Genomic DNA, 22,198 nt, shown 5'->3' with positions numbered 1-22,198 from the left:
TGGCCGCGGCAGTGCGCGACGGGGCCACGCACAATCGTTCACCAGTCTAGTGGGTGCAGCGCCCTCGCACCCACACGCGGTAGCGGTGTTTCTCACACCCCACGGATTCGGTCGATCCCACCCTCCCACACGGTGGGAAGGTGTGGCGGTGATTCACCTTCGGCGCTGGCGCACGCTAGGATTAGGCCCTTGGTGGCCGTCGTGGCCACCGCCGCGGCCCGTGGTGTGGGTTGCGGCACACTTATTCGGTAGCGGCCCGCCCCATATAAATGGGGTACGGAATTCGAGTCCGCATCAGGGATGCGCGTTGGGTTCCCGAACCACGGGGAGGCGGCGTGTGGGAACTTTTTTGCCCCAGCCACCGACTACTCTCGAGATGGACTGCGGAATTTTTCATGCAGCGAACTGAGAGTAGACGCACCGATGCCACCGTCCTGTGCGTTGTGCACGGGCCGCGCGGCGAGCACCAGACAGCAATAACCAGCGACGAGCGATGTACACCTGTGGGAAGGCGATTTCTTGGAGACGATCAAGGCTTATTTTGCGCTGACGAAGCCCAGAGTGATCGAGCTTCTCCTCGTGGCTACTTTCCCCGCGATGCTCCAAGCCGATCGCGGCTCCATCGACCTCGTCCTCATCCTGCTCACTCTCATCGGTGGCTGGATGGGAGCGGCTGCCGCCAATACGTTCAACATGGTGGCTGATGCCGATATCGATCAGGTGATGGCCCGAACCTCCACGAGGCCGCTGGTGAAATCGAGCGTCTCTACCCGCAACGCCGCCGTCTTCGCATGGGCGCTGACCGTCGCCAGCTTCCTCTGGCTGTGGCTACTGTGCGGCTCCCTGACCGCCGCGATGTTGGTGATGGTGACCATCGCCTTCTATATCTTCGTCTACACCAAATGGCTGAAGCGTCGGACACCGATGAACGTGGTCTGGGGCGGCGCTGCCGGCTGTATGCCCGTGCTCGTGGGCTGGGCCGTGATCACCGATAGCATCCCGAACCTCGATAACGCCCAGTGGTGGCAGGCCATTGTGCTCTTCCTCATCATCTTCTTCTGGACCCCGCCGCACACCTGGGCGCTGGGAATGAAGTATAAGAAGGACTATGCGGCCGCGGGCGTACCCATGCTGCCGGTGGTGGCCACCGAAACGCAGGTGACCAAGCAGATCGTGGTCTACACCTGGATCACCGTGGCGACCACGCTGCTGCTCTTGCCGGCGACCGGCTGGATCTATGCCGTGGCTGCCGTGGCTGCGGGCGTGTGGTTCATCATGGAAGCCCATCGCGTGCACCGGCTCACCGCCGCGGGTGATCGCTCTAAGCCCTACCGGCTGTTTATCATCTCTAATAACTATTTGGCCGTGGTGTTCGTGGCGCTCTCCGTCGACGCCGCCCTCGGGCTCCAGACCCTCGGCGAAGGCTTCGGTTGGGGCCAGATCCTCTTCTAATACCGGCACTCGCCCAGCCACTTCTTACTACAGCAGCACCCTCGATACGTGAGAGTTCATCACAGGTATCGAGGGTGTCGTCGTCTATGCCGAGGGTGGGCGGCGTCTTAGATTTTCAGCACAATTGAGCCGGTGGTGGCGCGGCTCTGCAGGTCGCGATGTGCCTGGGCGGCGTCGGCAAGATCATAGACGCCGCCGACTCGAACATTGAGATTGCCGTCGATGATCTCTTGGGTCACGGCCTGGGCACGACGGGTGAATTCGCCCTCGAGGCTGGTCCACGCGCCGATTGAGGGGCGGGTGAGATAAATGGATCCGTGGGTATTAAGCAGTTGCGGGTCGAAGGGCTCCACCGGCCCAGAGGCGGCGCCGAAGAGACACACCACGCCCCGCGGCTTCACCACCTCGAGGGACTCGTGGAAGGTCGCTTGGCCCACGCCGTCATAGACCACATCCACCCCATGCCCGCCATTGAAACGTCGCACCTGCTCGGCAAGGTTCTCGGAGTAGCGAAAGACCTCGGTGGCGCCGGCCTCGTAGGAGAGCTCGGCCTTCTCATCGGAGGAGGTGACGGTGTAGACGGTGGCCCCGCGTAGCCGCGCGAACTGGGTGGCCATCAGGCCCACACCTCCCGCGCCGGCGGTGATGAGGCAGCTATCGCCCTGCTTTAGGGGATAGACGCCATCGGTGAGATAGTGGGCGGTAATGCCCTGCAAAAGCATGGAGGCTGCTACCTCGGGCTCGATGCCCTGGGGTACCGCCACGAGACGATCCCGCGGCACGGTGGCGTATTCTGCATAGGAGCCAAAGCCATCGCACCACGCGACGAGTGTGCCGGCGGCGATCTCGCCCTGGGGGTCATAGGCCACCCGCCCAGTGCCTTCGAAGCCGATCGTCATCGGCAGCGAGGAGTGATAAATTCCCTCGCGATAGTAGGTATCGATGTAGTTGACGCCCGCATAATCCACGGACACCAGCACCTCAGAATCGCTGGGCTCGGGAACGCTGACCTCTCGTAGTTGGAGCTTCTCGACGCCACCAGGTTCCTCCACGCAGATAGCGCGCATGGTGCTGGGGACAGTGTTCTTTGATGCGGTATGTGCGGTCATAGTGTCGATACTAATGAACAACCCCAGCACCGCGCCGTGAGTTCGGCAGCGAGGTACTGGGGGAGAGGAGTTCGGGGTGTAAGGAGCGCGCTAGTTTTTCGCGGCCTTGTTGCTGCGATCCTCTTGGATGATGGTGCGTTTTTCATCGCCCGCGGGAGAACCGGTGACGAGCGCCGATCCTTGGCGGCGGGCGTAGTGGGCGTAGACCACCGCGGTCAGCGCGGTGCACACCGAGCTCATGCCGACGTGCACGGGCACGGTCCAAGCCGGAATGGACCAGTTGTACTGAATGATGCCAACAGCGCCTTGGACGACGACCATAGCCACCAACCAGAAGCCGAGCTTGACGATCTTCAGCTGCGTCTTCACCGCTACGAAGGCCACGGCCAAGCCGATGGTGAGGCCGAGATAGAGATACATTGCGTGCGCGTGCAGATTCGCGATCTCCACGATGTCTACCTGCAGGCGATCCTCGGGGCGGATCTCAGCGTCACCGGAGTGCGTTCCCGCGCCGGTGACCATGGTGCCGGTGATCACGGTGATAAGCAGCGCCACGGCAGCGCCGGCGGCGAGCCCACGGAGCGCGGCCGGATAGTTGAAAGTGATCGTGCCGGTATCGGGCTCTTGGACGCGCACAAAGAGTATGCCGGCGAAAAATACCAGCAGTATGGAGGGAATAAAGTGCAGGGCGACCGACCACCATTGGAGGTTGATGAGCACCGAGACGCCACCGATAATTGCCTGTAACACGATGCCGAGAACCTGTACCCATGCGAGGTTGACGATCTCCTTGCGGCGGCCAGCCGAGATCACCGAGAGCAGCAGCATGCCGGCGAAGATAATGAGCACGAAGGTCAGCAGACGGTTGCCGAACTCGATGGCCTGTTGAATCCACGGCGCTGCCCCAGCCACTGGCACGAAGGAACCCTCGTGACATTGTGGCCACGTATTACACCCCAATCCAGAGCCGGTGACACGCACAATGGAGCCGGTTACGGTGATGCCGCCTTGGGCGATCAGCGTAAATAGGGCAAGCAGGCGCTGGGTGGATACTTTGGGCGACTGGCTGCGCAGACCCATGCGACGATTCTGCACGGGTTGCGGCGGCGTTGGGGTCGATGCGTGGGTACTCACAGTTGTCCTATTTTATTGTCTGACGTGGCTGAAAGAAACTTAGGCGTGCATGAGAACGCGGAGGTGTGACACGTCTCTAGTCGTGGAACTTAAACCAGCGATTCGCCGCCCACATGGCTGCCACTGCCCACAGCGCCAATATGAGCGCTTGGGCCACGGGGAAGGTGCCGCTGAAGGCCCGGTCGAGGCCAATGGCCAACGCCACCGAGGGCACCGCATTCAGCAGCCCGGCCGCGTCGGGATCGAGCATGGAAAAACCGGCGATGCCTATGAGGATGAACCAGATGAGATTGGCCAGCGCCAGTACTGCCTCGGAGGAGAGTGTGCCGCCGAGCAGCATGCCGAGCGAGGTGGTGACGCACAACCCGATGACGAGCATGAGCGCGGCATAGGCCACTCCTATGCCGCTGGTCTGCCAGCCGAGGAGCAGGGCGGTTCCGCCGATGAGTACCACCTGCACGATGGTGACAACCACCACTGCGCAGATCTTGCCCACGATGATGGCCCAGGCGGGCACTCCCGAGGCCCCGATGCGTTTCAGGGCCCCGTATCGGCGATCGAAGGCCACCGCGATGGCCTGGCCGGTAAAGCCGGAACTGAGCGCCGCAATGGCGAAGGTAATGGGCACCGCGAGGGCGATGGGGTCGTCGAGATCAAAGACGTTGACCTTGCTTATTCCCAGCAGCAGGGCGATGGGAATGATCACGCTGAGCAGTTGCTGCTCGCCGTGGCGCAGGAAGAGCTTGGATTCGATCACCGCCTGCGCCCACACCATGGCCGGCACAGAGGCCCGTTCGGGATCCGCACGAAACGTGCCCGCGGGGAAGGGGGTGTGCGCGCTAGTCACTGGTTATTCCTCTTTTCTCTGCTTCAAGTCCGTCATGCAACGTGGGGCGCTGGCGCTGCTAGGAGCGCATCTCGCGTCCGGTGAGATCAAGGAAAACATCCTCGAGGGTGCGATGGTTGGTGGATATGCTGCGCAGTAGCACATCCTGGGCGCGGGCAGTGGTAGCCAGAGCTGCGATCAGCTCCGGGGTGGCCGCCGCCTGCACGCGATAGCTGCGGGGGTGGGTCTCCACGACATTCGCCCCCACGGCGGCGGAGAAGGCTGCGGTATCGATAGCCACGCTGGTCTCAAAACTGATATCGGCGGCCTCGGCGCTTAAGGAACTGAGTTCTTCGGGTGTGCCCTCGGCCACGACGCTGCCGTGATCGATGATGACAACGCGGTCGGCGAGCGCTTCGGCCTCATCCATCAGGTGGGTGGTGAGGATGACCGTCACCCCGTCCGCCTTGAGGCTGCGGATGATCTCCCACACTTGCAGCCGCGATTGAGCATCCATGCCCGCAGTGGGCTCATCCAAAAAGACCAGTTCTGGGCGCCCGATAAGGGCACAGGCTAGGGAGACGCGCTGCTGCTGGCCGCCAGAAAGCCGCCGGTAGTTGGTTTTCACCAGCCCCTCAAGGCCAAGGGTATGCAAAAGCCAGTCCACATCGAGAGGGCGGGCTGAATAGGAGGCCACCAGGCGGAGCAGTTCTCCGACCTTGATTCCTGGGTAGGTGCCGCCGCCTTGGAGCATGATACCGATGCGGCGGCGGACATGCTCTGGGTGGGTGGTGGGGTTGATTCCCAGCACCTCAATGCTGCCTGCGGTGGGCGTGAGGAAGCCTTCGCACATCTCGATCGTGGTGGTCTTGCCTGCGCCATTGGGGCCAAGCAGGGCCACGACCTCACCGTGGTCCACGCTGAGACTGAGCGCGGCGACGGCCTGGGTGGCCCCGAAGGATTTGCTTAGCTCTTTAAGCGCGAGGGCGGGACCTGGGGTCGCCGTTCGATCTTTGTGCTCAGTATTCACAACTCGATAGTCTAGGATACCCAGCCGCCGCGTGGCATAACCTGTCCGCCGTGGCGCGCATCCTACGACGCTTGTCGACGCTTAGTCCCAGCCAACGATCCCGCGACGGCGCAGGAAAACGTAGACCAGGGTGAGGAAAACCACGCCCAGCAGGGCAGAGCCCACATAGATGGCGATCACTGTGGTAGGAGGAAGCGACAGCCCGCGCGGCATGATGAACAAACTGAGCAGGGCGCAATAGCCGGCCGCTCCGGCGCGGAAGAGTCGCCGGTTGGCCCAGGCGGCGAGGGGCAGAATGGCCCAGAGCATGTACCAGGGATGCACCACTGGAAAGAGGAGCACCAGCATGAAGGTGGCCACCCCCAGCCCGCCGATGGGGTGGATGGTGCCGCGATAGGTGGCAAAAAGCATGCGTACCATGAAGGCGGCTGCCAGCAGCAGGCCCACCCCGCGAGTGATGCTCAGCAGTGCTTCGGTGTGATCGCCGAGTTCGAGCAGCATGCCGATCCAGCCGCCGATCACCCCGATGTCTGTGGTCAGGGAGAGCCAGGAGCGGATGGTGGCCGCGCCGCCTTGGCCGCTGATCCAGCCGGTGGGGATGCCCGTGAGCGCGGTGACGGCCGCCACGGAGCCGACGAGTATGGCGAGCTGCACCGCGCCCGCGCCGAGGACCGCCACGGCCGTGTGGCGCCCGCGGAGATGGATATGCCGAGCGAGTGCCATACCGATGAAGCCGAGGCCAATAAAGCCGGTGACTTTCACCATGCCGGCGCTCGAGATCAGCACCCCGCTGACCACGACCAAGCCCCACGCCTGCCAGGCCGGTCCCTTAAGGGCGCTGAGACGGTCGATGCCGCGTAGCCCCAATTCCATGCCGAGTAGCACGAGGCCCAATTGGATCGACTCATTATGAATCCCGCCCACGAGGTGCAAGATGGCTAGGGGATTGAGAATGCCCAGCCACAGCGCCGCCTGTACGGACACCCCGCAGCGGCTGGCCAGCTTGCTGAGCGCCCAGGCGGCGAGAAGCATGCCCACTAAGCTGATGATGCGGTGGGCGAATACCCCGGCCGCGATCGAATCGCCGGTGATCTTCGCAATCACGGACGCGATGCCGAGTGCCACGGGGCCATAGGGCGAGGGTGAGTGGGACCAAATTAACGGCACCGAGCGGGCCAGCACGTCATCGGTGCCGAGGATGTCTACCGGGCCGGCGCTATAGGGGTCGAAACCGCGATCCACGATCGCGCCCTGCGCCAGATAGGAATAGATGTCTTGGGTAAACAGGGGAGCGGTGAAGAAGATCGGCGCCACCCAGGCCACGAAGGTGCGCGCCAGCATGGAGGTCGATACCAACACCCGCGAGTGGCGGGGGCGGGCCATATCCGCGCCCACAAACGGGGCGATGAGCAGCCATGCAATCACCATCAACCCCGCCCCGGTGATCACCAAGATGGAGGAGGTTTGGATCATCCGCCCCATGATCGAGCCGCCTGGGAAAGACGTATAGGGATCTCCCAACACCGGCTTTGCCCCAGCGCCCAGTCCACCGAGGGCCAACGTCAGTGCCCCGAGGGCGCCCAGCCAGCGCAGCGTCGCAAAGCGAGCGAGCTGCAGCGGATCCATCCGCCGTGGGGCGCGGGAGCTAGAGACCGGGAGGAGATCATGGCCGGTGGCGGCGCGCACGATGGTGGACCCGCTCGCCTCTGGCTCGGCGCCAATGTGCAGACTGGCCGAGCGCGAGCCAGCGTGGCCGAGACGCGGCAGGGTCGCCTTGAAATCATCTGCTGCTGCGGCCGCGCGCCGGCGGCGGGGCTGTTGGGTATCCGACACAGCTATGAGTCTAAAACACCACCGGGACATCGTTGGCGCACGCTGGCCGGCAGGGATCGCGTTTGCGCGGCCCCCGCTAATTAAGGAACACTAGTGTTGTCTTATAATGAGACACGAGTTGTCCATCATAGTGAATTTAAGGAGGTGAACGCGCACATGACGCACTCTGTTTCCCGTCACACCACTCCGTCCGTGCAGCCACGGGCGACGGCTGCTTCTCGCGCTGGGCTTGCTCGCGGCGAGGAGAAGAAACGCAGCGAAGTGGAAACTCGCTCAACGGATGGTGATACCCGCAAGCAGATCCTCATGACCCTGCTCAAGCAGGGGCCAATGACGGCCTCCGCATTGGGTAAGGCCTTAGGGCTGTCCGCGGCAGGTGTGCGCCGTCACCTCGATATTTTGGTTGACGACGCCCTCGCGGAAACGGTGGAGCCCCGCTCCTCTCGCGGGCGTGGGCGCGGTCGACCAGCCAAAGCATTCCAGCTCACCGACGAAGGCCGAGCCCACTTTGGGCACGACTACGACACTCTCGCCGTGCTCGCTATCACTGCGCTGCGGGAGACCGGTGGGCCCGAGGCCGTGCGGGAGTTCGCTCGGCAGCGTGTAGCCCAGCTACTTGCGCATGTGGACCCTGCGGCGGACGATGAAGACTCGACATATAAAACAGCCCAACAGGTCGCGGATGCACTCAATGCCAATGGCTACGCATCCGAAGTCAAAGAAGCTGGTGGGGGCGTGCAAATTTGCCACCACCATTGCCCCATCTCGCATGTGGCCTCGGAACACCCCGAGCTATGCGCTGCAGAGTATGAGGTGCTCTCCGAGCTACTCGGTCAACACGTGCAACAGCTGGCGACCATTACCGAGGGGCACGGAATTTGCACGACCAACATTCCCTTAACACCCATAGACCACACTCCTGAAGAAAGGAGCTGAACATGACTCAAGCAACACCCACTGCTCCGTCCTCCGATGACGAGATCATTGAGTCCATTGGCCCCTATAACTACGGCTGGCATGACTCCGACGTAGCCGGCGCCACCGCCAAGCGCGGCCTGTCCGAGGACATCGTTCGCGATATTTCCGCTAAAAAGGACGAGCCGGAGTGGATGCTGAATAACCGCCTGAAGGCGCTCAGCATCTTCGATAAGAAGCCCATGCCCACGTGGGGTGCGGACCTCAGCGGCATCAACTTCGACCAGATCAAGTACTTCGTGCGCTCCACCGAGGAGCAGGCACAGACCTGGGATGACCTGCCCGAGGACATCAAGAACACCTATGACAAGCTGGGCATCCCCGAGGCCGAAAAGCAGCGCCTTGTCGCCGGCGTCGCCGCGCAGTACGAGTCCGAGGTGGTCTACCACCAGATTCGTGAGGACCTCGAGGCCCAGGGTGTGATCTTCCTCGACACCGATACCGCCCTGAAGGAGCACCCCGACCTCTTCAGGGAGCACTTCGGCTCCGTGATCCCGGCCGGCGACAATAAGTTCTCCGCGCTGAACACCGCCGTCTGGTCCGGTGGCTCCTTCATCTACGTGCCCAAGGGAGTCCACGTCGACATCCCGCTGCAGGCCTATTTCCGTATCAACACGGAGAACATGGGCCAGTTCGAGCGCACCCTCATCATCGTGGACGAGGATGCCTATGTGCACTATGTGGAGGGCTGTACCGCCCCGATCTACAAGTCGGATTCCCTGCACTCCGCCGTGGTGGAGATCATCGTGAAGAAGGGTGGCCGCTGCCGCTATACCACCATTCAGAACTGGTCCAATAACGTCTACAACCTGGTGACCAAGCGCACTAAGTGTGAAGAGGGCGCCACCATGGAATGGGTCGATGGCAACATCGGTTCCAAGGTGACGATGAAGTACCCGGCCGTGTGGATGACCGGCCCCCACGCCAAGGGCGAGGTGCTGTCTGTGGCCTTTGCTGGCGAGGGCCAGTTCCAGGACACCGGCGCCAAGATGACCCACATGGCTCCCTACACCTCCTCCAATATCGTCTCCAAGTCCGTGGCCCGCAGCGGCGGCCGCGCCGCCTACCGCGGTCTGGTGCAGATCAACAAGGATGCCCATCACTCCACCTCCAATGTGGAATGCGATGCGCTCTTGGTGGATAGCATCTCCCGCTCGGATACCTACCCCTATAACGACATTCGCAATGACCACGTGACCCTCGGCCACGAGGCCACCGTGTCGCAGGTGTCGGACGATCAACTCTTCTACCTCATGTCCCGCGGCATCCCCGAGGACGAGGCCATGGCCATGATCGTGCGCGGCTTCGTGGAGCCGATCGCCAAGGAGCTGCCGATGGAATACGCCCTCGAGCTCAACCGCTTGATCGAATTGCAGATGGAAGGATCGGTGGGTTAAGCACAATGTCAACTCCCCTCACTGAAACCGAAGCGACTATCACCCCGGTTGGGGCCGGCACCGGCCACCAGACTAAGGGCGATCGCTTCACATCGTTTTCCACCGCCGATTTCGAGGTCCCGAAGGGGCGTGACGAGGACTGGCGCTTTACCCCCATGCGTAAACTCCGCGGCCTGCACGATGGCAGCGCCGGTGCGGGGCAGCGCGCCGCGATCACCGTCACGGGCGCGAGCGAGGGCGTGAGCGTGAGCGAACTGGCGATGGACGATCCCTCGCTGGGACGCGCCGGCGCCCCCGTGGACCGTGCCGCCGCTCAGGCCTGGGAGAACTCCGAGGTAGCCGATCGTGTGAAGGTGGCCAAGAACGTCGCTCTCTCCGAGCCCGTGGTGATCACCATCAGCGGCCCCGGCACCGATGCCGTGTCCTATGGCACGGTCGTGATCGAGCTGGAAGAGTGCGCAGAGGCCGTCGTCTTCCTGCGCTATGAGGGCTGTGGCGCCCACTCCGACAATGTCGAGTTCATCATCGGCGACAATGCCCGGCTGACCACTGTGGTGCTCGAGGACTGGGAGGATGACGCCGTCCACCTGTCCAACTCTCACCTGCTGGTGGGCGCCGACGCCACCGTGCGCCACTACTACGCCGCCTTCGGTGGCGAGGTGGTGCGCACCGTGCCGCACGTGCGCTACACCGCTCCCGGTGGTGACGCCGAAATGCTCGGACTCTACTTCGCCGACTCCGGCCAATACTTCGAGCAGCGACTGCTGGTGGATCATTCCGTGAAGAACTGCCGCTCCAATGTGCTCTACAAGGGCGCGCTGCAGTCCACTGGTGAATCCAGCCGCTCCGAAGCCCGCACCGCGTGGATCGGCGATGTGCTGATCCGCCCAGAGGCCACTGGTACCGATACCTACGAGAAGAACAACAACCTGCTGCTCACCCAGGGCGCCCGCGCCGATGCGGTGCCGAACCTGGAGATTCAGACCGGAGAGATCGTCGGCGCCGGCCACGCTGCCACCGTCGGCCGCTTCGACGATGAGCACATGTTCTACCTGCAGTCTCGCGGTATCCCCGAGTCCGAGGCCAAAATGCTGATCGTGCGGGGCTTCTTCACCGACGTGATCAAGCGGATCCCGATTCAGGAGATCCGCGACAACCTGGAAGAGATGGTGGAGCAGGAACTGACCGCCACGGTGCTCTAGCGCGTAATGCGCACGAACACCGCCCCTGCCACACCATTGCGACAAGGCGCCGTTATGCTCGGTGCCGATTCACCACAGTTAGGAATACATACCACTCATGAGCACTCTTGAGATTAAGAACCTGCACGCCCAGGTTGTGCCGGCCGACGAAAACGAGAAGCCGAAGATGATCCTGCACGGCGTGAACCTCACCATTAAGTCCGGTGAAACCCACGCCATCATGGGCCCCAATGGCTCCGGCAAGTCCACACTGTCTTATGCCATCGCTGGCCACCCCCGTTATGAGATCACCGAGGGCGAGGTGCTTCTCGACGGCGAGAACCTGCTGGAGATGGACGTCGACGAGCGCGCCCGCGCCGGTCTCTTCCTCGCCATGCAGTACCCGACCGAGGTCCCCGGCGTGTCGATGGCGAACTTCCTGCGCAGCGCCGCCACCTCCGTGCGCGGCGAGGCCCCGAAGATTCGCGATTGGGTGAAGGAAGCCCGCACCGCGATGAATGAGCTCGACATCGACCCGGCTTTCGCCGAGCGTTCGGTGAATGAAGGCTTCTCCGGTGGCGAGAAGAAGCGCCACGAGGTGCTGCAGCTCGGCCTACTGAAGCCGAAGTTCGCGGTGCTGGACGAGACCGACTCCGGTCTGGACGTGGACGCCTTGCGTATCGTCTCCGAGGGCATCAACCGTTATAAGGAGCGCGAGAACGGTGGCGTGCTGATGATCACCCACTACCAGCGCATCCTCAACTACGTGAAGCCCGATTATGTGCACGTCTTCGCCGCTGGTCGCGTGGTGGAGTCCGGCGGACCCGAGCTGGCCCAGCAGCTCGAGGCAGAAGGCTACGAGAAGTTCGTTAAGTAGCAGCCCAGCGAGTAGTCGCCGCCGCACCATCACCTCGACCGAGACACCCATAGAGGAGAATCACCCATGGCAGAAAGGCACAGCCCTGTCGATACCGCGCGGATTCGCACGGATTTCCCGATCCTGAGCCGCACGGTGCGCGAAGAGCGCCCGCTGATCTATCTGGATTCTGGCGCCACCGCCCAGCGCCCTCGTCAGGCAGTGGATGCGGAGCGTGACTTCCTCTTCCACCACAACGCACCCGTGCACCGCGGGGCCTATCAGCTGGCCGAGGAAGCCACCGATGACTACGAGCAGGCCCGCGAGCGTATTGCCCGCTTCGTGGGCGCATCGGTGGGGGAGATCGCCTTCACTAAAAACGCCACCGAGGCCCTCAATGAGGTCGCCTATATTCTCGGCGATGATCGCTCCGGCGAGTACGCCGTGGGCGCGGAGGATGAGATCGTGGTCTCCGAGCTGGAACACCACGCCAATCTCGTGCCTTGGCAGGAGCTGGCGCGACGTACAGGCGCCACCCTTCGCTGGTACAGCAGTACTGAGGATGGTCGAATCGACCTCGATTCCCTCGAGCTCAGCCCCCGCACCAAGGTGGTGGCGCTGACCCACCAGTCCAATGTGACCGGAGCCGTGCTCGATGTCGAGGAAGCCGTCCGCCGCGCCCACGAGGTAGGGGCACTCTTTGTGCTCGACGCCTGCCAGTCTGTGCCGCATATGCCTGTAGATCTGCACCAGCTGGGTGTGGACTTCGCCGCCTTCTCCGGGCACAAGATGCTCGGCCCCACTGGGGTGGGTGCACTCTATGGCCGCCAGGAACTGCTGGATTGCCTCCCGCCCTTCCTCACGGGCGGCTCCATGATCGAGAAGGTGAACATGGACGGCTCCACCTACACGGTGGCGCCGCAACGGTATGAGGCCGGCACCCAGATGACGAGCCAAGTCGTGGGGCTCGGCGCTGCGGTGGCCTATCTCGAAGAGGTGGGGATGGAGGCGATTGCCGCCCACGAGCACGAACTCACCGCCTATGCGCTGGAGCAGCTCCAGCAGATTGAGGGGCTGCGCATCATTGGCCCCACCACCACCGAGAATCGGGGCAGTGCCGTCAGCTTCGTGGTGGAAGGTATCCATCCGCACGACCTGGGGCAGGTTGTTGACGATCACGGCGTGTGCATCCGGGTGGGCCACCACTGCGCGTGGCCGGCGCATACCACCCTGGGCGTACAGGCCACCGCGCGGGCGAGCTTCTACCTCTACAACGAGAAGTGGGAGATTGACGCCCTCGTGGAGGCCATCAAGGCCGCCCAATCCTTCTTTGGCCTGAGCCGCTGATACGTAAGGCGGCCACGGCCACTATCTCCCTGAGTGGCTAAGATCGGGGAGATAGGTTGATAGCTTGAGGCGGGCGTCTGAGTGCCTGCACCGCGGAATACCCGTGCGAAAATCCGACTTTGTATTGCAGAAGGGCTAGTCCAGGCTGATGAAGCTGGAAAACATGTATCAAGAAGTGATCTTGGATCACTATAAAAACCCCCAACACGCAGGGCTGCGCGAACCCTTCAATGCGGAAGTGCATCACGTGAACACCTCCTGCGGCGATGAGCTCACCTTGCGCGTGCGACTGTCCGAGGATAAGTCCACCGTGGAGGATGTCTCCTATGAGGCCATCGGATGCTCGATTAGCCAGGCCTCCACCTCAGTGATGGCAGAGGAGATCGTGGGCAAGTCCGTGGAGGAGGCCTTCGCGATCCTCGCTGAGTTCGAGAAGATGGTCACCTCCCGCGGCACCATCGAGGGCGATGACGAGATCATTGGCGATGGCATCGCCTTCGCCGGCGTATCGAAATACCCGGCCCGCGTGAAGTGCGCCCTGCTGGGCTGGAAAGCCTTCGAGGCCGCGACGTATGACGCCGGCGCCGACCCCGCCGCCTAGCCACACCACCGCCAGCCCGAGCAGCTACACACACCGAAGCGAGGACGCATGTCTGAAGAACACACCACGCCCGAGACCGAGGACACCACCATCGACGCGGCCGCCGAACAGCCGCAGCCGCCCGCCGAGCGCACCCCTGAGCAGCTTGCGCTCGCCGGCAAGGTAGAGGAATACCTGATGGATGTGATCGACCCCGAGCTCGGCATCAACGTTGTTGATCTCGGCTTGGTCTACGACATCTGGATCGAAGGGGAGAGCACCGCCATGGTGAACATGACGCTGACCTCTCCCGCCTGCCCCCTGCAGGGGGTCATCGAAGAGCAGGCTAATACCGCTGTGCTCAGTAACCTCGAGGGTGAAATCAGCGAACTTCAGATCAACTGGGTATGGATGCCCGCCTGGGGCCCGCAGATGATCAACGAGGAAGGCCGCGAGCAGCTACGCGCGCTCGGATTCTCCGTCTAAGCGCGAGCACCCGTCGCTTGCAGACATGGCGTCGTTGTATCTCACCGCACACCCGCGGCGATACGACCGCGCTTTCTGCTACTACGCAGCAGTGCGGGAAGCACAATCGCCCACGGCCGCCGCCACAGCGGGCGCAGAAAGGGGTGGCGCAGGCTGATGCGGCTCTGCAGCCGGACCATGGTACGCGCCACCGCCCACGGATCCTCGCCGGTGACATACGCCAACTGATCCGCCGCCGGCAAGGAGAAGAAACGCCCGAAGAAGTCCTGCAGCTGCGGCCCAGAGGCCTGGGTAATCAACTGGGCACCGATATTGCGCAGCAGATGAGCCAGCCAGCGCCGTGGCTGCGGCACGCGCAGAGCCGGCAGAACAGAGTGTTCGGCCGCGGCGAGCCGATCCAGCAGGGGATCGACGCTGCGTGCGGTGTCAGCCACCGAATAGCCAGTGGCGGGATTAATGGACCCAGCTCGCGCCCCGCACGCCCAGGCACCGGGCAGCGGCCGGCCATAGGTGCCCATCGGGATGAACACGATCTCCTCATCCTGCTGCGCGGCTGCGGCGGCGCGTGGATCCGGTAGATGGTCCGCTAGGCGGATGTTGAGCCGTTCGCGGAGAAGAGCGAGGAGATGGCGTCGTGAAGCGGCATCAGTGCAATCGATATCGGTGGCGAGGATGGTTTCCTCCCACAGCCACTGCCCCTGCACCCGCTGGGTGTAGAGGAAACTCGGCGGCAGCTGCTGCTGTGTCGTGGACTGCCGCCAATCCATGAATACCGGCGTATCCTGCGGCGGGGCCGCGGGCAGCAGCCGGCCGACAGCTACCTGCCAGAGCGCGCGGTGCGGGTTGGCGCCACGGCAATCGATGATCGCATCGGCGCTCACATCGGCGGCGCTATGAACAGCCGCGGTATGCACTCGGAACCGGTCTGCACGGCACAGCCTCTCCACGGCCTCGTGCACCGCGGCATTGTCCAGCATGCGATAACAGAAGGGTAGCGGCTGCAGCTGGCCGCTCGTGCCGCTGGACTGCATGGGAGTCGGCGGCCCCAGCAGCGGCTCCAGCCAGGCGGGCAGTTGGTGATCGATCAGGCCATAAGTGGCGCTCCACTGCTGCAGCCCGCGGGGGTCATAGGCGTCGATCTCCCAGCCGCGGGCCGCGGCGCGCAGCGCCACCATCGCCCCCGCCGGCCCCAGTCCGAGAATCGCTATACGCACGCTTACCTTCCCGTTGTTGTTGGTGTTCGCCGCCGTCGATCGGTGGGAGCACGCGGGCGAGGTGAGGGCGGTGGCACGGACGTTATGTGCCACCCAGTGGCGTTCCCGCCGCCTCGCCGCATTGATGCCGAGGCGCACCTGCTATCTTGGCTGTTTGTGATTGTAACCAATGATCTTGAAGTCCGAGTTGGCGCCCGCACCCTGCTCAACGCACCGGGGCAGCAGCTGCGCGTGCAGCCCGGTGATCGTATCGGTTTGGTGGGGCGCAATGGCGCAGGCAAAACCACTACCATGCGCATCCTCGCTGGGGAGGGCGAGCCCTATGGCGGTAGCGTAACCCGCAGCGGCGAGATCGGGTATCTGCCCCAAGATTCCAAGGAGGGCGATATCGAGCAGACCGCACGGGATCGCGTGCTGTCCGCTCGGGGGCTGGATCAGATCCGGCGCAGTATGGATAAGCAGCAAGAGATCATGGAATCCACGCTCTCTGATACCAAACGGGATACTGCGATCGGCAAATATGCCCGGCTGGAGGAGCGCTATCACTCTCTCGGCGGCTATGAGGCCGATAGCGAAGCTGCCCGCATCTGCCATGCGCTCGGCCTCGAGGAGCGCGTTTTAGAGCAGCAACTCAAAACACTCTCCGGTGGCCAGCGCCGCCGTGTCGAGCTGGCGCAAATCCTTTTCGCGGCCACCGCCGGCTCGGGACGCTCGGCGACCACGCTGCTGCTCGACGAGCCCACCAACCACCTCGACGCGGACTCGATTACCTGGCTGCGGGAGTTCCTCTCCAAGCACGAGGGTGGGCTGATCATGATTTCCCACGACGTCGAGCTTCTCGAGGCCGTATGTAACAAGGTGTGGTTCCTGGACGCGGTGCGCGGCGAAGCCGATGTCTACAACATGGGCTGGAAGAAGTACCTAGACGCCCGTGCCACGGACGAGGCGCGCCGCCGGCGCGAGCACGCCAATGCGGAGAAGAAAGCCGCCGCCCTCAAACAGCAGGCCGCGAAGCTCGGGGCGAAGGCCACCAAGGCTAAGGCCGCCAAGCAGATGGCTGCCCGTGCGGAGAAAATGGTGGACTCTCTCGACGAGGTGCGCGTGAGCGATCGCGTGGCCTCCATTTCTTTCCCCACCCCAGCTCCCTGCGGCAAGACACCGCTCAATGCGCAGGGCCTGACCAAAATGTATGGCTCCTTGGAGGTCTTCGCCGGGGTGGATCTGGCCATCGATAAGGGCTCGCGCGTGGTGGTGCTCGGCTTCAACGGCGCCGGTAAGACGACGCTGCTGAAACTGCTCGCCGGGGTGGAACGCACTGATGGCGAAGGCGGCATTGTCAGCGGCCATGGCCTGAAGATCGGCTATTTTGCCCAGGAGCACGACACCATCGATACCGAGGCGAGCGTGTGGGAGAACGCCATCAACGCCTGCCCCGATGCCAATGAGCAGGACCTGCGTGGCCTTCTTGGCGCGTTCATGTTCTCCGGCGATCAGCTCGACCAGCGCGCCGGCACCCTCTCTGGTGGTGAGAAAACCCGTCTGGCCTTGGCGACGCTGGTGAGCTCGCGCGCCAATGTGCTGCTGCTCGATGAGCCCACCAATAACCTCGACCCACAATCCCGCGAGCAGGTGCTCGATGCTTTGCGCACCTACACCGGAGCGGTGGTGCTCGTCACCCACGATCCAGGCGCGGTGGAAGCCCTCGAGCCGGAGCGCGTGATCGTGCTACCCGATGGCACCGAGGATCTGTGGAACGAGTCCTATCTCGAGATTGTGGAGCTCGCCTAAAGCAGCAGAGCACCGCCGCGTGCGGCACGCCCCGCAGGCCCACGTACGGAGCACCGGCGCGAGGCGCCCCGCGGCGCCGGTGCTTAGTTGCGGAAACCGTGCACGGGTGCGGGGATGAAGCCGCCGCGGTCGATGAAGGCCTGATTGCCCACGGTATTCACCGGCATGACGGGCGCGTAGCCCAGAAGCCCGCCGAAGTCCACCTCATCGCCGACCTGCGCACCCGGTACTGGGATCACGCGCACGGCGGTGGTCTTATGGTTCATCACGCCAATGGCCGCCTCGTCGGCGATCAGACCGGAGATGGTCGAGGCCGGGGTGTCGCCGGGAATGGCGATCATATCGAAGCCCACCGAGCAGATGGCAGTCATGGCCTCCAGCTTGTCGATACTGATCGCGCCCGAGCGCACCGCATCGATCATGCCCTTGTCCTCGGAGACGGGGATGAAGGAGCCAGACAGCCCGCCGACGCGCGAGCAGGCCATCAGCCCGCCCTTCTTCACGGCATCGTTAAGCAGGGCGAGCGCTGCGGTGGTGCCGTGGGTGCCTACTTGGTCGAGGCCCATGTGCTCAAGAATATGCGCCACGGAGTCACCCAATTCGGCGGTGGGGGCGAGGGAAAGGTCCACGATGCCGAAGTCCACTCCGAGTCGCTCGGCGGCCATGACACCTACCAGCTGGCCGGTGCGGGTGATTTTGAATGCGGCCCGTTTAATCTCCTCGGCCACCTGGTTCAGCGAGGCGCCGGCGAGGCTACCGACGGCGCGATCGACCACTCCGGGGCCGGAGACGCCGACGTTGATCACAACGTCCTGCTCCTCAAGGCCGTGATAGGCCCCGGCCATGAAGGGGTTATCTGATACCGAGTTGGCAAACACGACCAGCTTGGCGCAGGCGATGGCTGAGCGATCCGCGGTATTCTCCGCGCACTCCTTGATGATGTGGCCCAGCGTGGCCACGGCGTCCATGTTGATTCCAGCGCGGGAGCTGGCCACATTCACCGAGCCACAGACCACATCGGTAGTGCTGAGCGCTTCGGGAAGGGAGGTGATGAGCCGTTGTTCCCCAGCGGTGGCGCCCTTATCTACCAGCGCCGAATAACCGCCGATAAAGTTCACCCCCACTTCGGCGGCCGCTCGGTCGAGGGCGCGGGCGATCTCCACGGGATTGCCGTCCACGGCAGAGGCCAACACGCCCACCGGGGTGATGGAGATGCGCTTATTCACGATCGGGATGCCGAGCTCGCGCTCAATCTCCTGGCACACCGGAACGAGATTCTCGGCGGCGGAGACCACGCGCTCATATACTGCCTCGGCGGTGGCGCTCATGGTGGAACGAATGCATCCCATGAGATTGATGCCCATCGTCACCGTCCGGATATCCAGGCGGTAACGTTCGATCATCTCAATGGTTTCAAGGATGTCAAGGCTATTGCCCTGACGGTAGCGGGAATCCATGTGTCTTCTCTCTCGGATGTGGTATCGACTACTCGCGGAGGGCTCCCGCTAAATGCTGTGCATGGCGGAGAAAATGGCCTCCGATTGGACGCGGATTTCCAGCTTCTCGGCGGCCTCCACATCCTTCATGGCGTTCTGCACATCGGAGATGCCGCGGACGGAATCGTCGAACTCGCAGTGCAGAATCATGGTGAAGTACTTATCCATGATGGTCTGAGAGACGTTGAGGATGTTCACATCCAGCTCTGCACACTTGGTGGAGACGGCGGCAATAATGCCGGTGTGGTCCAAACCGGTGACTGTCATGATTGCGATCATGGTCTTATTAGACCACACCGCCCAGACCCCCTCGGGTAGCGGATGCTTATCGACGCCACTCCGCTGCCCAGCACCGCGCCCGCGGCCAGCGCCTAGAGCGCGGGTTCGCGCAGCGTCGACGACTGCGGAACATAGTTCCGGGAGAAGGCGATGAAGTTGTGCACGATTGTGTGGGCGGGGCTGACATCGGCGGCGTCGAGTTCCGCGCAGATGCGCTCATAATCGTCCTTAGCAAAGTAGCCATCGTTCATATAGAAGCTCATGCGACGCTTCATGCCGGCGGCATTCATCTCGGGATGGAACTGGGTGGCCCAGGAATGCTCGTGGGTGCGGAGCATGTGCACGAAGCCGCCGGGGCCAGTGGCGAGAACCGTGGATCCCGGTGCGGGGGTCACGACGTTTTCTTTATGGCCGGTCATGGCGCGGAAGGTGGCGGGCACACCGGCGGTCAGAGGATCGCTCGCGGCGGCGTCGCTGAGCGTCACCGTGGTCAGCCCGGCTACCTCGGGGTGGGTGTGGCCAACCTCGCCACCGCGGACGGCTTGGCTAAAGCCGGTACCGAAGCAGACGAAAAGGCTCGGCACGGGGGAGTGCAAGATGGCGTCCAATTGTTCATGGACAGCCAATTGGTGCTCGCTGTAGTGCTCATTGGTCACGTTGAAGGGGCTGCCGCCGATGAACACCCCGGCGTAGCGGCTGAGATCCGGTAGTTGCGCTGTGGGGGAGTCGAGCATGTAGTGCTCCATCTCGGTGGCGTCGAGTCCTGCAGTATTGAGGAAGTCGTCGAATTCTGCACGGGCCACTGCATGGCCCAGACGAGGGGAAACCACCAAGAAAGTACGCATGGCAGACAGTGTACATACCGCTTGGTCTATTTTGTCAATACTTGCTGTGTCCGAGCGTTCATTACGATGGGTACTATGAGTTCTCGCACCCAACCCTCGGACGTTGACATTGCCCAGGCTCACACCCTTGAGCCCATCACGGATATCGCCCATCGCGCTGGATTCAGCGACGAAGAATTGATCCCCTATGGCACCCGCAAGGCCAAGGTGGATATCACCTCAAGCATCGAGAAACCCGCCGACGCCAAGCTGGTGCTCGTCACCGCCATGTCGCCCACCCCCGCCGGTGAAGGAAAATCCACCGTGCTCATCGGCTTGGGCGATGCCTTGCGCAACGCTGGCCACAACACCATCGTGGCTATGCGCGAGCCCTCGCTCGGCCCCGTCATGGGCATCAAGGGGGGCGCTGCCGGCGGCGGCTATGCCCAGGTGGTGCCCATGGAAGACATCAACCTGCACTTCACCGGAGATTTCCACGCCATTTCCACCGCCACCAACACCCTGGCGGCGATGATCGACAATCACCTCCACCAAGGCAACGAGCTCGGTATCGATCCCCGCAGCATCACGTGGAAACGCTGCCTCGATGTCAATGATCGGGCGCTGCGTACCGCCGTGATCGGCTTGGGTGGTCGCGCCCACGGCGTGCCGCGCGAAACCGGATTCGATATCACGGCGGCCAGCGAGATCATGGCCATTCTCTGTCTCGCCAGCGATCTGGAGGATCTCAAGGCGCGCTTCGCCCGCATCGTTATTGGCTTCACAACCGCAGGCGAGCCCGTAACTGCCGGTGATCTCCACGCCGAGGGGGCCATGACAGCCCTCATGGCTGATGCCATTCACCCCAACCTCGTACAGACCTTGGGCGGCACCCCCGCGCTCGTGCACGGTGGACCCTTCGCCAATATCGCCCACGGCTGCAACTCGCTCATCGCCACCACGACCGCCATGCGACATGCCGATGTGGTGGTGACCGAGGCTGGTTTCGGCTCCGATCTGGGCGCCGAGAAGTTCTTTGACATCAAGTGCCGCATGGGCGAGATGTCCGCCGACGCGGTAGTCGTGGTCGCCACCATCCGCTCCCTGAAGTACAACGGCGGGGTAGAGCGCGAGGCACTCAATGAGGAGAACCTCGATGCGCTGCATGCTGGTCTGTCGAATCTCGAGCGACACTGCCGCAATATCGACACAATTGGGGCGCAGCCCGTGGTGGCGCTCAACCGCTTCGTCTCCGATACCGATGCAGAGAGGGCGGTGCTGCAGGAGTGGTCCGAGCGCACTGGCTTCGCCGTGGTGGATACCCAGGTGTGGTCCGAGGGCGGCGCCGGTGCCACCGAGCTGGCAGCAGCAGTGGCGGAGGAGATGAACTCTGGGCGCAATAACCCGGCCCCGCTCTATGACCCCGCCGAGGGCGTGGAGGCCTCCATTAACACCATTGCCACCACGATCTACGGTGCAGCGGACGTAGAGTTCACTAAGCAGGCCCGCAAGGATCTACAGGTGCTGCGCAATCATGGCTGGGACACCCTACCGGTGGTGATCTCCAAGACGCAGTACTCCTTCTCCGATGATCCGAGCCAGCTGGGCGCCCCTGAGGGCCACACCTTGCATGTGCGGCAGCTGATTCCCAAGATTGGCGCTGGATTCGTCGTCGCCCTCACCGGCGATGTGATGACCATGCCGGGGCTGCCGAAAAAGCCCGCTGCCAACGGCATTGATGTCGATGGCAGCGGGCGAATTTCGGGGCTGTTTTAACGGCCGCGGATGGTTTCCTCGATGAGGTTGAGAACCTGCTCCAAGTGGGCAGGTTCTTGGCCGCTCACCAGCTGAGAGATGAACCCATCCATGAAGGTCTCGAGGTAGACCATGAGCACATCCACTTCTACGTCGTCGCGCATCCGGCCGCGGCTGGCATTGTCGCTGAGGCGCGAGCGCACGGCTTCATCGAGCACCGCCTGATGTTGCTGCCAGAGCGAGCGGAAGTGGGGATCGGTGCGCAGCATGCGCGAGATCTCTAGCCGGGTGGAGAGCCAGTCATAGCGCTCGGGATGGTGCAGCATATCGCGCATCACCTCCACCAGGCCTTCCCGAGCGGTCACTTCCGCCATGCGGGCAGCGTCTTCTCGGGCGAGCGCCAAGAAGAGGTGCTCTTTATCGTTGAAGTGGTGGAAGATGGCGCCGCGGGATTTCCCGGTGGCTTCTTCCAGCCGGCGCACGGTGGCGCCTTCATAGCCGTGCTGGGCAAAGCAGGCCCGCGCCGCGTCGAGAATGCCTTGGCGGCGTCGATTGAGGTCACTCGAACTGACTCTAGGCATAGTCCCGCACCTACTTTCTTCACGACAAAGGCGGGCAGGTGGCATTGGATGCTTC

At 63.1% G+C, this 22,198-nt stretch carries 20 protein-coding genes; 10 read left to right on the top strand and 10 right to left on the bottom strand.

What is annotated here, in order from left to right:
- Positions 1-519: 519 nt before the first annotated feature.
- Positions 520-1,452, top strand: a complete 933-nt coding sequence (locus GBB11_RS00660) for a heme o synthase (RefSeq protein ID WP_151548613.1) — start codon at positions 520-522, stop codon at positions 1,450-1,452.
- Between the two features lie 107 nt (positions 1,453-1,559).
- On the opposite strand, the gene GBB11_RS00655 is transcribed toward GBB11_RS00660, so the two are convergent.
- The 5 genes from GBB11_RS00655 to mptB form a co-directional block, all read right to left on the bottom strand.
- Positions 1,560-2,519, bottom strand: coding sequence for a quinone oxidoreductase (locus GBB11_RS00655; protein WP_151548994.1), 960 nt, complete (start codon positions 2,517-2,519; stop codon positions 1,560-1,562).
- Between the two features lie 132 nt (positions 2,520-2,651).
- Positions 2,652-3,641, bottom strand: coding sequence for a heme A synthase (locus GBB11_RS00650; RefSeq protein WP_151548993.1), 990 nt, complete (start codon positions 3,639-3,641; stop codon positions 2,652-2,654).
- 130 nt (positions 3,642-3,771) lie between these two features.
- A complete protein-coding gene (locus tag GBB11_RS00645; protein ID WP_151548612.1) occupies positions 3,772-4,542 on the bottom strand; it encodes an ABC transporter permease in 771 nt (256 codons plus the stop codon).
- A 58-nt stretch (positions 4,543-4,600) separates the two neighbouring features.
- Positions 4,601-5,551, bottom strand: coding sequence for an ABC transporter ATP-binding protein (locus GBB11_RS00640; RefSeq protein ID WP_151548611.1), 951 nt, complete (start codon positions 5,549-5,551; stop codon positions 4,601-4,603).
- A gap of 81 nt (positions 5,552-5,632) precedes the next feature.
- Positions 5,633-7,384 carry a polyprenol phosphomannose-dependent alpha 1,6 mannosyltransferase MptB gene (gene mptB, locus GBB11_RS00635; protein ID WP_151548610.1) on the bottom strand — a complete coding sequence of 584 codons (1,752 nt, stop codon included), beginning with the start codon at positions 7,382-7,384 and terminating at the stop codon, positions 5,633-5,635.
- 156 nt (positions 7,385-7,540) lie between these two features.
- On the opposite strand from mptB, the gene GBB11_RS00630 reads away from it, so the two are divergent.
- From GBB11_RS00630 to GBB11_RS00600, 7 genes are all read left to right on the top strand, one after another.
- The gene (locus tag GBB11_RS00630; protein ID WP_225979076.1) at positions 7,541-8,320 is read left to right on the top strand and encodes a metalloregulator ArsR/SmtB family transcription factor; all 780 of its coding nucleotides are present in this window, start codon (positions 7,541-7,543) and stop codon (positions 8,318-8,320) included.
- Between the two features lie 2 nt (positions 8,321-8,322).
- Positions 8,323-9,756: a Fe-S cluster assembly protein SufB gene (gene sufB / locus GBB11_RS00625; RefSeq protein WP_151548609.1), complete on the top strand. Its 1,434-nt coding sequence runs from the start codon at positions 8,323-8,325 to the stop codon at positions 9,754-9,756.
- 5 nt (positions 9,757-9,761) lie between these two features.
- On the top strand, positions 9,762-10,958 hold the full coding sequence (gene sufD, locus GBB11_RS00620; RefSeq protein ID WP_151548608.1) for a Fe-S cluster assembly protein SufD: 1,197 nt from the start codon (positions 9,762-9,764) through the stop codon (positions 10,956-10,958).
- Positions 10,959-11,055: 97 nt separating this feature from the next.
- On the top strand, positions 11,056-11,814 hold the full coding sequence (sufC, locus tag GBB11_RS00615) for a Fe-S cluster assembly ATPase SufC (RefSeq protein WP_151548607.1): 759 nt from the start codon (positions 11,056-11,058) through the stop codon (positions 11,812-11,814).
- A 66-nt stretch (positions 11,815-11,880) separates the two neighbouring features.
- On the top strand, positions 11,881-13,140 hold the full coding sequence (locus tag GBB11_RS00610) for a cysteine desulfurase (RefSeq protein ID WP_151548606.1): 1,260 nt from the start codon (positions 11,881-11,883) through the stop codon (positions 13,138-13,140).
- A 148-nt stretch (positions 13,141-13,288) separates the two neighbouring features.
- Positions 13,289-13,741, top strand: a complete 453-nt coding sequence (sufU, locus tag GBB11_RS00605) for a Fe-S cluster assembly sulfur transfer protein SufU (protein WP_151528743.1) — start codon at positions 13,289-13,291, stop codon at positions 13,739-13,741.
- 48 nt (positions 13,742-13,789) lie between these two features.
- Positions 13,790-14,206, top strand: coding sequence for a metal-sulfur cluster assembly factor (locus tag GBB11_RS00600; protein ID WP_151528744.1), 417 nt, complete (start codon positions 13,790-13,792; stop codon positions 14,204-14,206).
- Positions 14,207-14,247: 41 nt separating this feature from the next.
- Here the strand turns inward: GBB11_RS00600 and GBB11_RS00595 are convergent, their stop codons facing one another.
- Positions 14,248-15,420 (bottom strand): lycopene cyclase family protein, encoded by a 1,173-nt coding sequence (locus tag GBB11_RS00595; protein WP_151548605.1) that lies wholly within the window; start codon positions 15,418-15,420, stop codon positions 14,248-14,250.
- 156 nt (positions 15,421-15,576) lie between these two features.
- On the opposite strand from GBB11_RS00595, the gene GBB11_RS00590 reads away from it, so the two are divergent.
- Positions 15,577-17,208: an ABC-F family ATP-binding cassette domain-containing protein gene (locus tag GBB11_RS00590; protein WP_151548604.1), complete on the top strand. Its 1,632-nt coding sequence runs from the start codon at positions 15,577-15,579 to the stop codon at positions 17,206-17,208.
- 83 nt (positions 17,209-17,291) lie between these two features.
- On the opposite strand, the gene GBB11_RS00585 is transcribed toward GBB11_RS00590, so the two are convergent.
- The 3 genes from GBB11_RS00585 to GBB11_RS00575 form a co-directional block, all read right to left on the bottom strand.
- Positions 17,292-18,665, bottom strand: coding sequence for a PFL family protein (locus GBB11_RS00585; protein ID WP_151548603.1), 1,374 nt, complete (start codon positions 18,663-18,665; stop codon positions 17,292-17,294).
- Between the two features lie 48 nt (positions 18,666-18,713).
- The gene (locus tag GBB11_RS00580; RefSeq protein ID WP_151528870.1) at positions 18,714-18,983 is read right to left on the bottom strand and encodes an ACT domain-containing protein; all 270 of its coding nucleotides are present in this window, start codon (positions 18,981-18,983) and stop codon (positions 18,714-18,716) included.
- Between the two features lie 92 nt (positions 18,984-19,075).
- Positions 19,076-19,828, bottom strand: a complete 753-nt coding sequence (locus GBB11_RS00575) for a glutamine amidotransferase (RefSeq protein WP_192796336.1) — start codon at positions 19,826-19,828, stop codon at positions 19,076-19,078.
- Between the two features lie 75 nt (positions 19,829-19,903).
- Between GBB11_RS00575 and GBB11_RS00570 the strand changes: the two genes are divergently transcribed.
- Positions 19,904-21,583: a formate--tetrahydrofolate ligase gene (locus GBB11_RS00570; RefSeq protein WP_151548601.1), complete on the top strand. Its 1,680-nt coding sequence runs from the start codon at positions 19,904-19,906 to the stop codon at positions 21,581-21,583.
- On the opposite strand, the gene GBB11_RS00565 is transcribed toward GBB11_RS00570, so the two are convergent.
- Positions 21,580-22,143 (bottom strand): TetR/AcrR family transcriptional regulator, encoded by a 564-nt coding sequence (locus tag GBB11_RS00565; protein ID WP_151528750.1) that lies wholly within the window; start codon positions 22,141-22,143, stop codon positions 21,580-21,582. The two genes, GBB11_RS00570 and GBB11_RS00565, sit on opposite strands and share 4 nt — an antisense overlap.
- Between the last annotated feature and the right edge of the window lie 55 nt (positions 22,144-22,198).

Source organism: Corynebacterium sp. 74A (genome assembly GCF_008930665.1).
GTDB lineage: Bacteria > Actinomycetota > Actinomycetes > Mycobacteriales > Mycobacteriaceae > Corynebacterium > Corynebacterium megadyptis.
This window is presented reverse-complemented; position numbering and strand designations above follow the sequence as displayed.

Coding starts and splice junctions, on each gene's coding strand:
- GBB11_RS00655 (WP_151548994.1), bottom strand. CDS start 2,519: ATGCGCGCTATCTGCGTGGAGGAACCTGGTGGCGTCGAGAAGCTCCAA.
- GBB11_RS00650 (WP_151548993.1), bottom strand. CDS start 3,641: ATGGGTCTGCGCAGCCAGTCGCCCAAAGTATCCACCCAGCGCCTGCTT.
- GBB11_RS00630 (WP_225979076.1), top strand. CDS start 7,541: ATGACGCACTCTGTTTCCCGTCACACCACTCCGTCCGTGCAGCCACGG.
- sufB (WP_151548609.1), top strand. CDS start 8,323: ATGACTCAAGCAACACCCACTGCTCCGTCCTCCGATGACGAGATCATT.
- sufD (WP_151548608.1), top strand. CDS start 9,762: ATGTCAACTCCCCTCACTGAAACCGAAGCGACTATCACCCCGGTTGGG.
- sufC (WP_151548607.1), top strand. CDS start 11,056: ATGAGCACTCTTGAGATTAAGAACCTGCACGCCCAGGTTGTGCCGGCC.
- GBB11_RS00610 (WP_151548606.1), top strand. CDS start 11,881: ATGGCAGAAAGGCACAGCCCTGTCGATACCGCGCGGATTCGCACGGAT.
- sufU (WP_151528743.1), top strand. CDS start 13,289: ATGAAGCTGGAAAACATGTATCAAGAAGTGATCTTGGATCACTATAAA.
- GBB11_RS00600 (WP_151528744.1), top strand. CDS start 13,790: ATGTCTGAAGAACACACCACGCCCGAGACCGAGGACACCACCATCGAC.
- GBB11_RS00585 (WP_151548603.1), bottom strand. CDS start 18,665: ATGGATTCCCGCTACCGTCAGGGCAATAGCCTTGACATCCTTGAAACC.
- GBB11_RS00580 (WP_151528870.1), bottom strand. CDS start 18,983: ATGATCGCAATCATGACAGTCACCGGTTTGGACCACACCGGCATTATT.
- GBB11_RS00575 (WP_192796336.1), bottom strand. CDS start 19,828: ATGCGTACTTTCTTGGTGGTTTCCCCTCGTCTGGGCCATGCAGTGGCC.
- GBB11_RS00570 (WP_151548601.1), top strand. CDS start 19,904: ATGAGTTCTCGCACCCAACCCTCGGACGTTGACATTGCCCAGGCTCAC.
- GBB11_RS00565 (WP_151528750.1), bottom strand. CDS start 22,143: ATGCCTAGAGTCAGTTCGAGTGACCTCAATCGACGCCGCCAAGGCATT.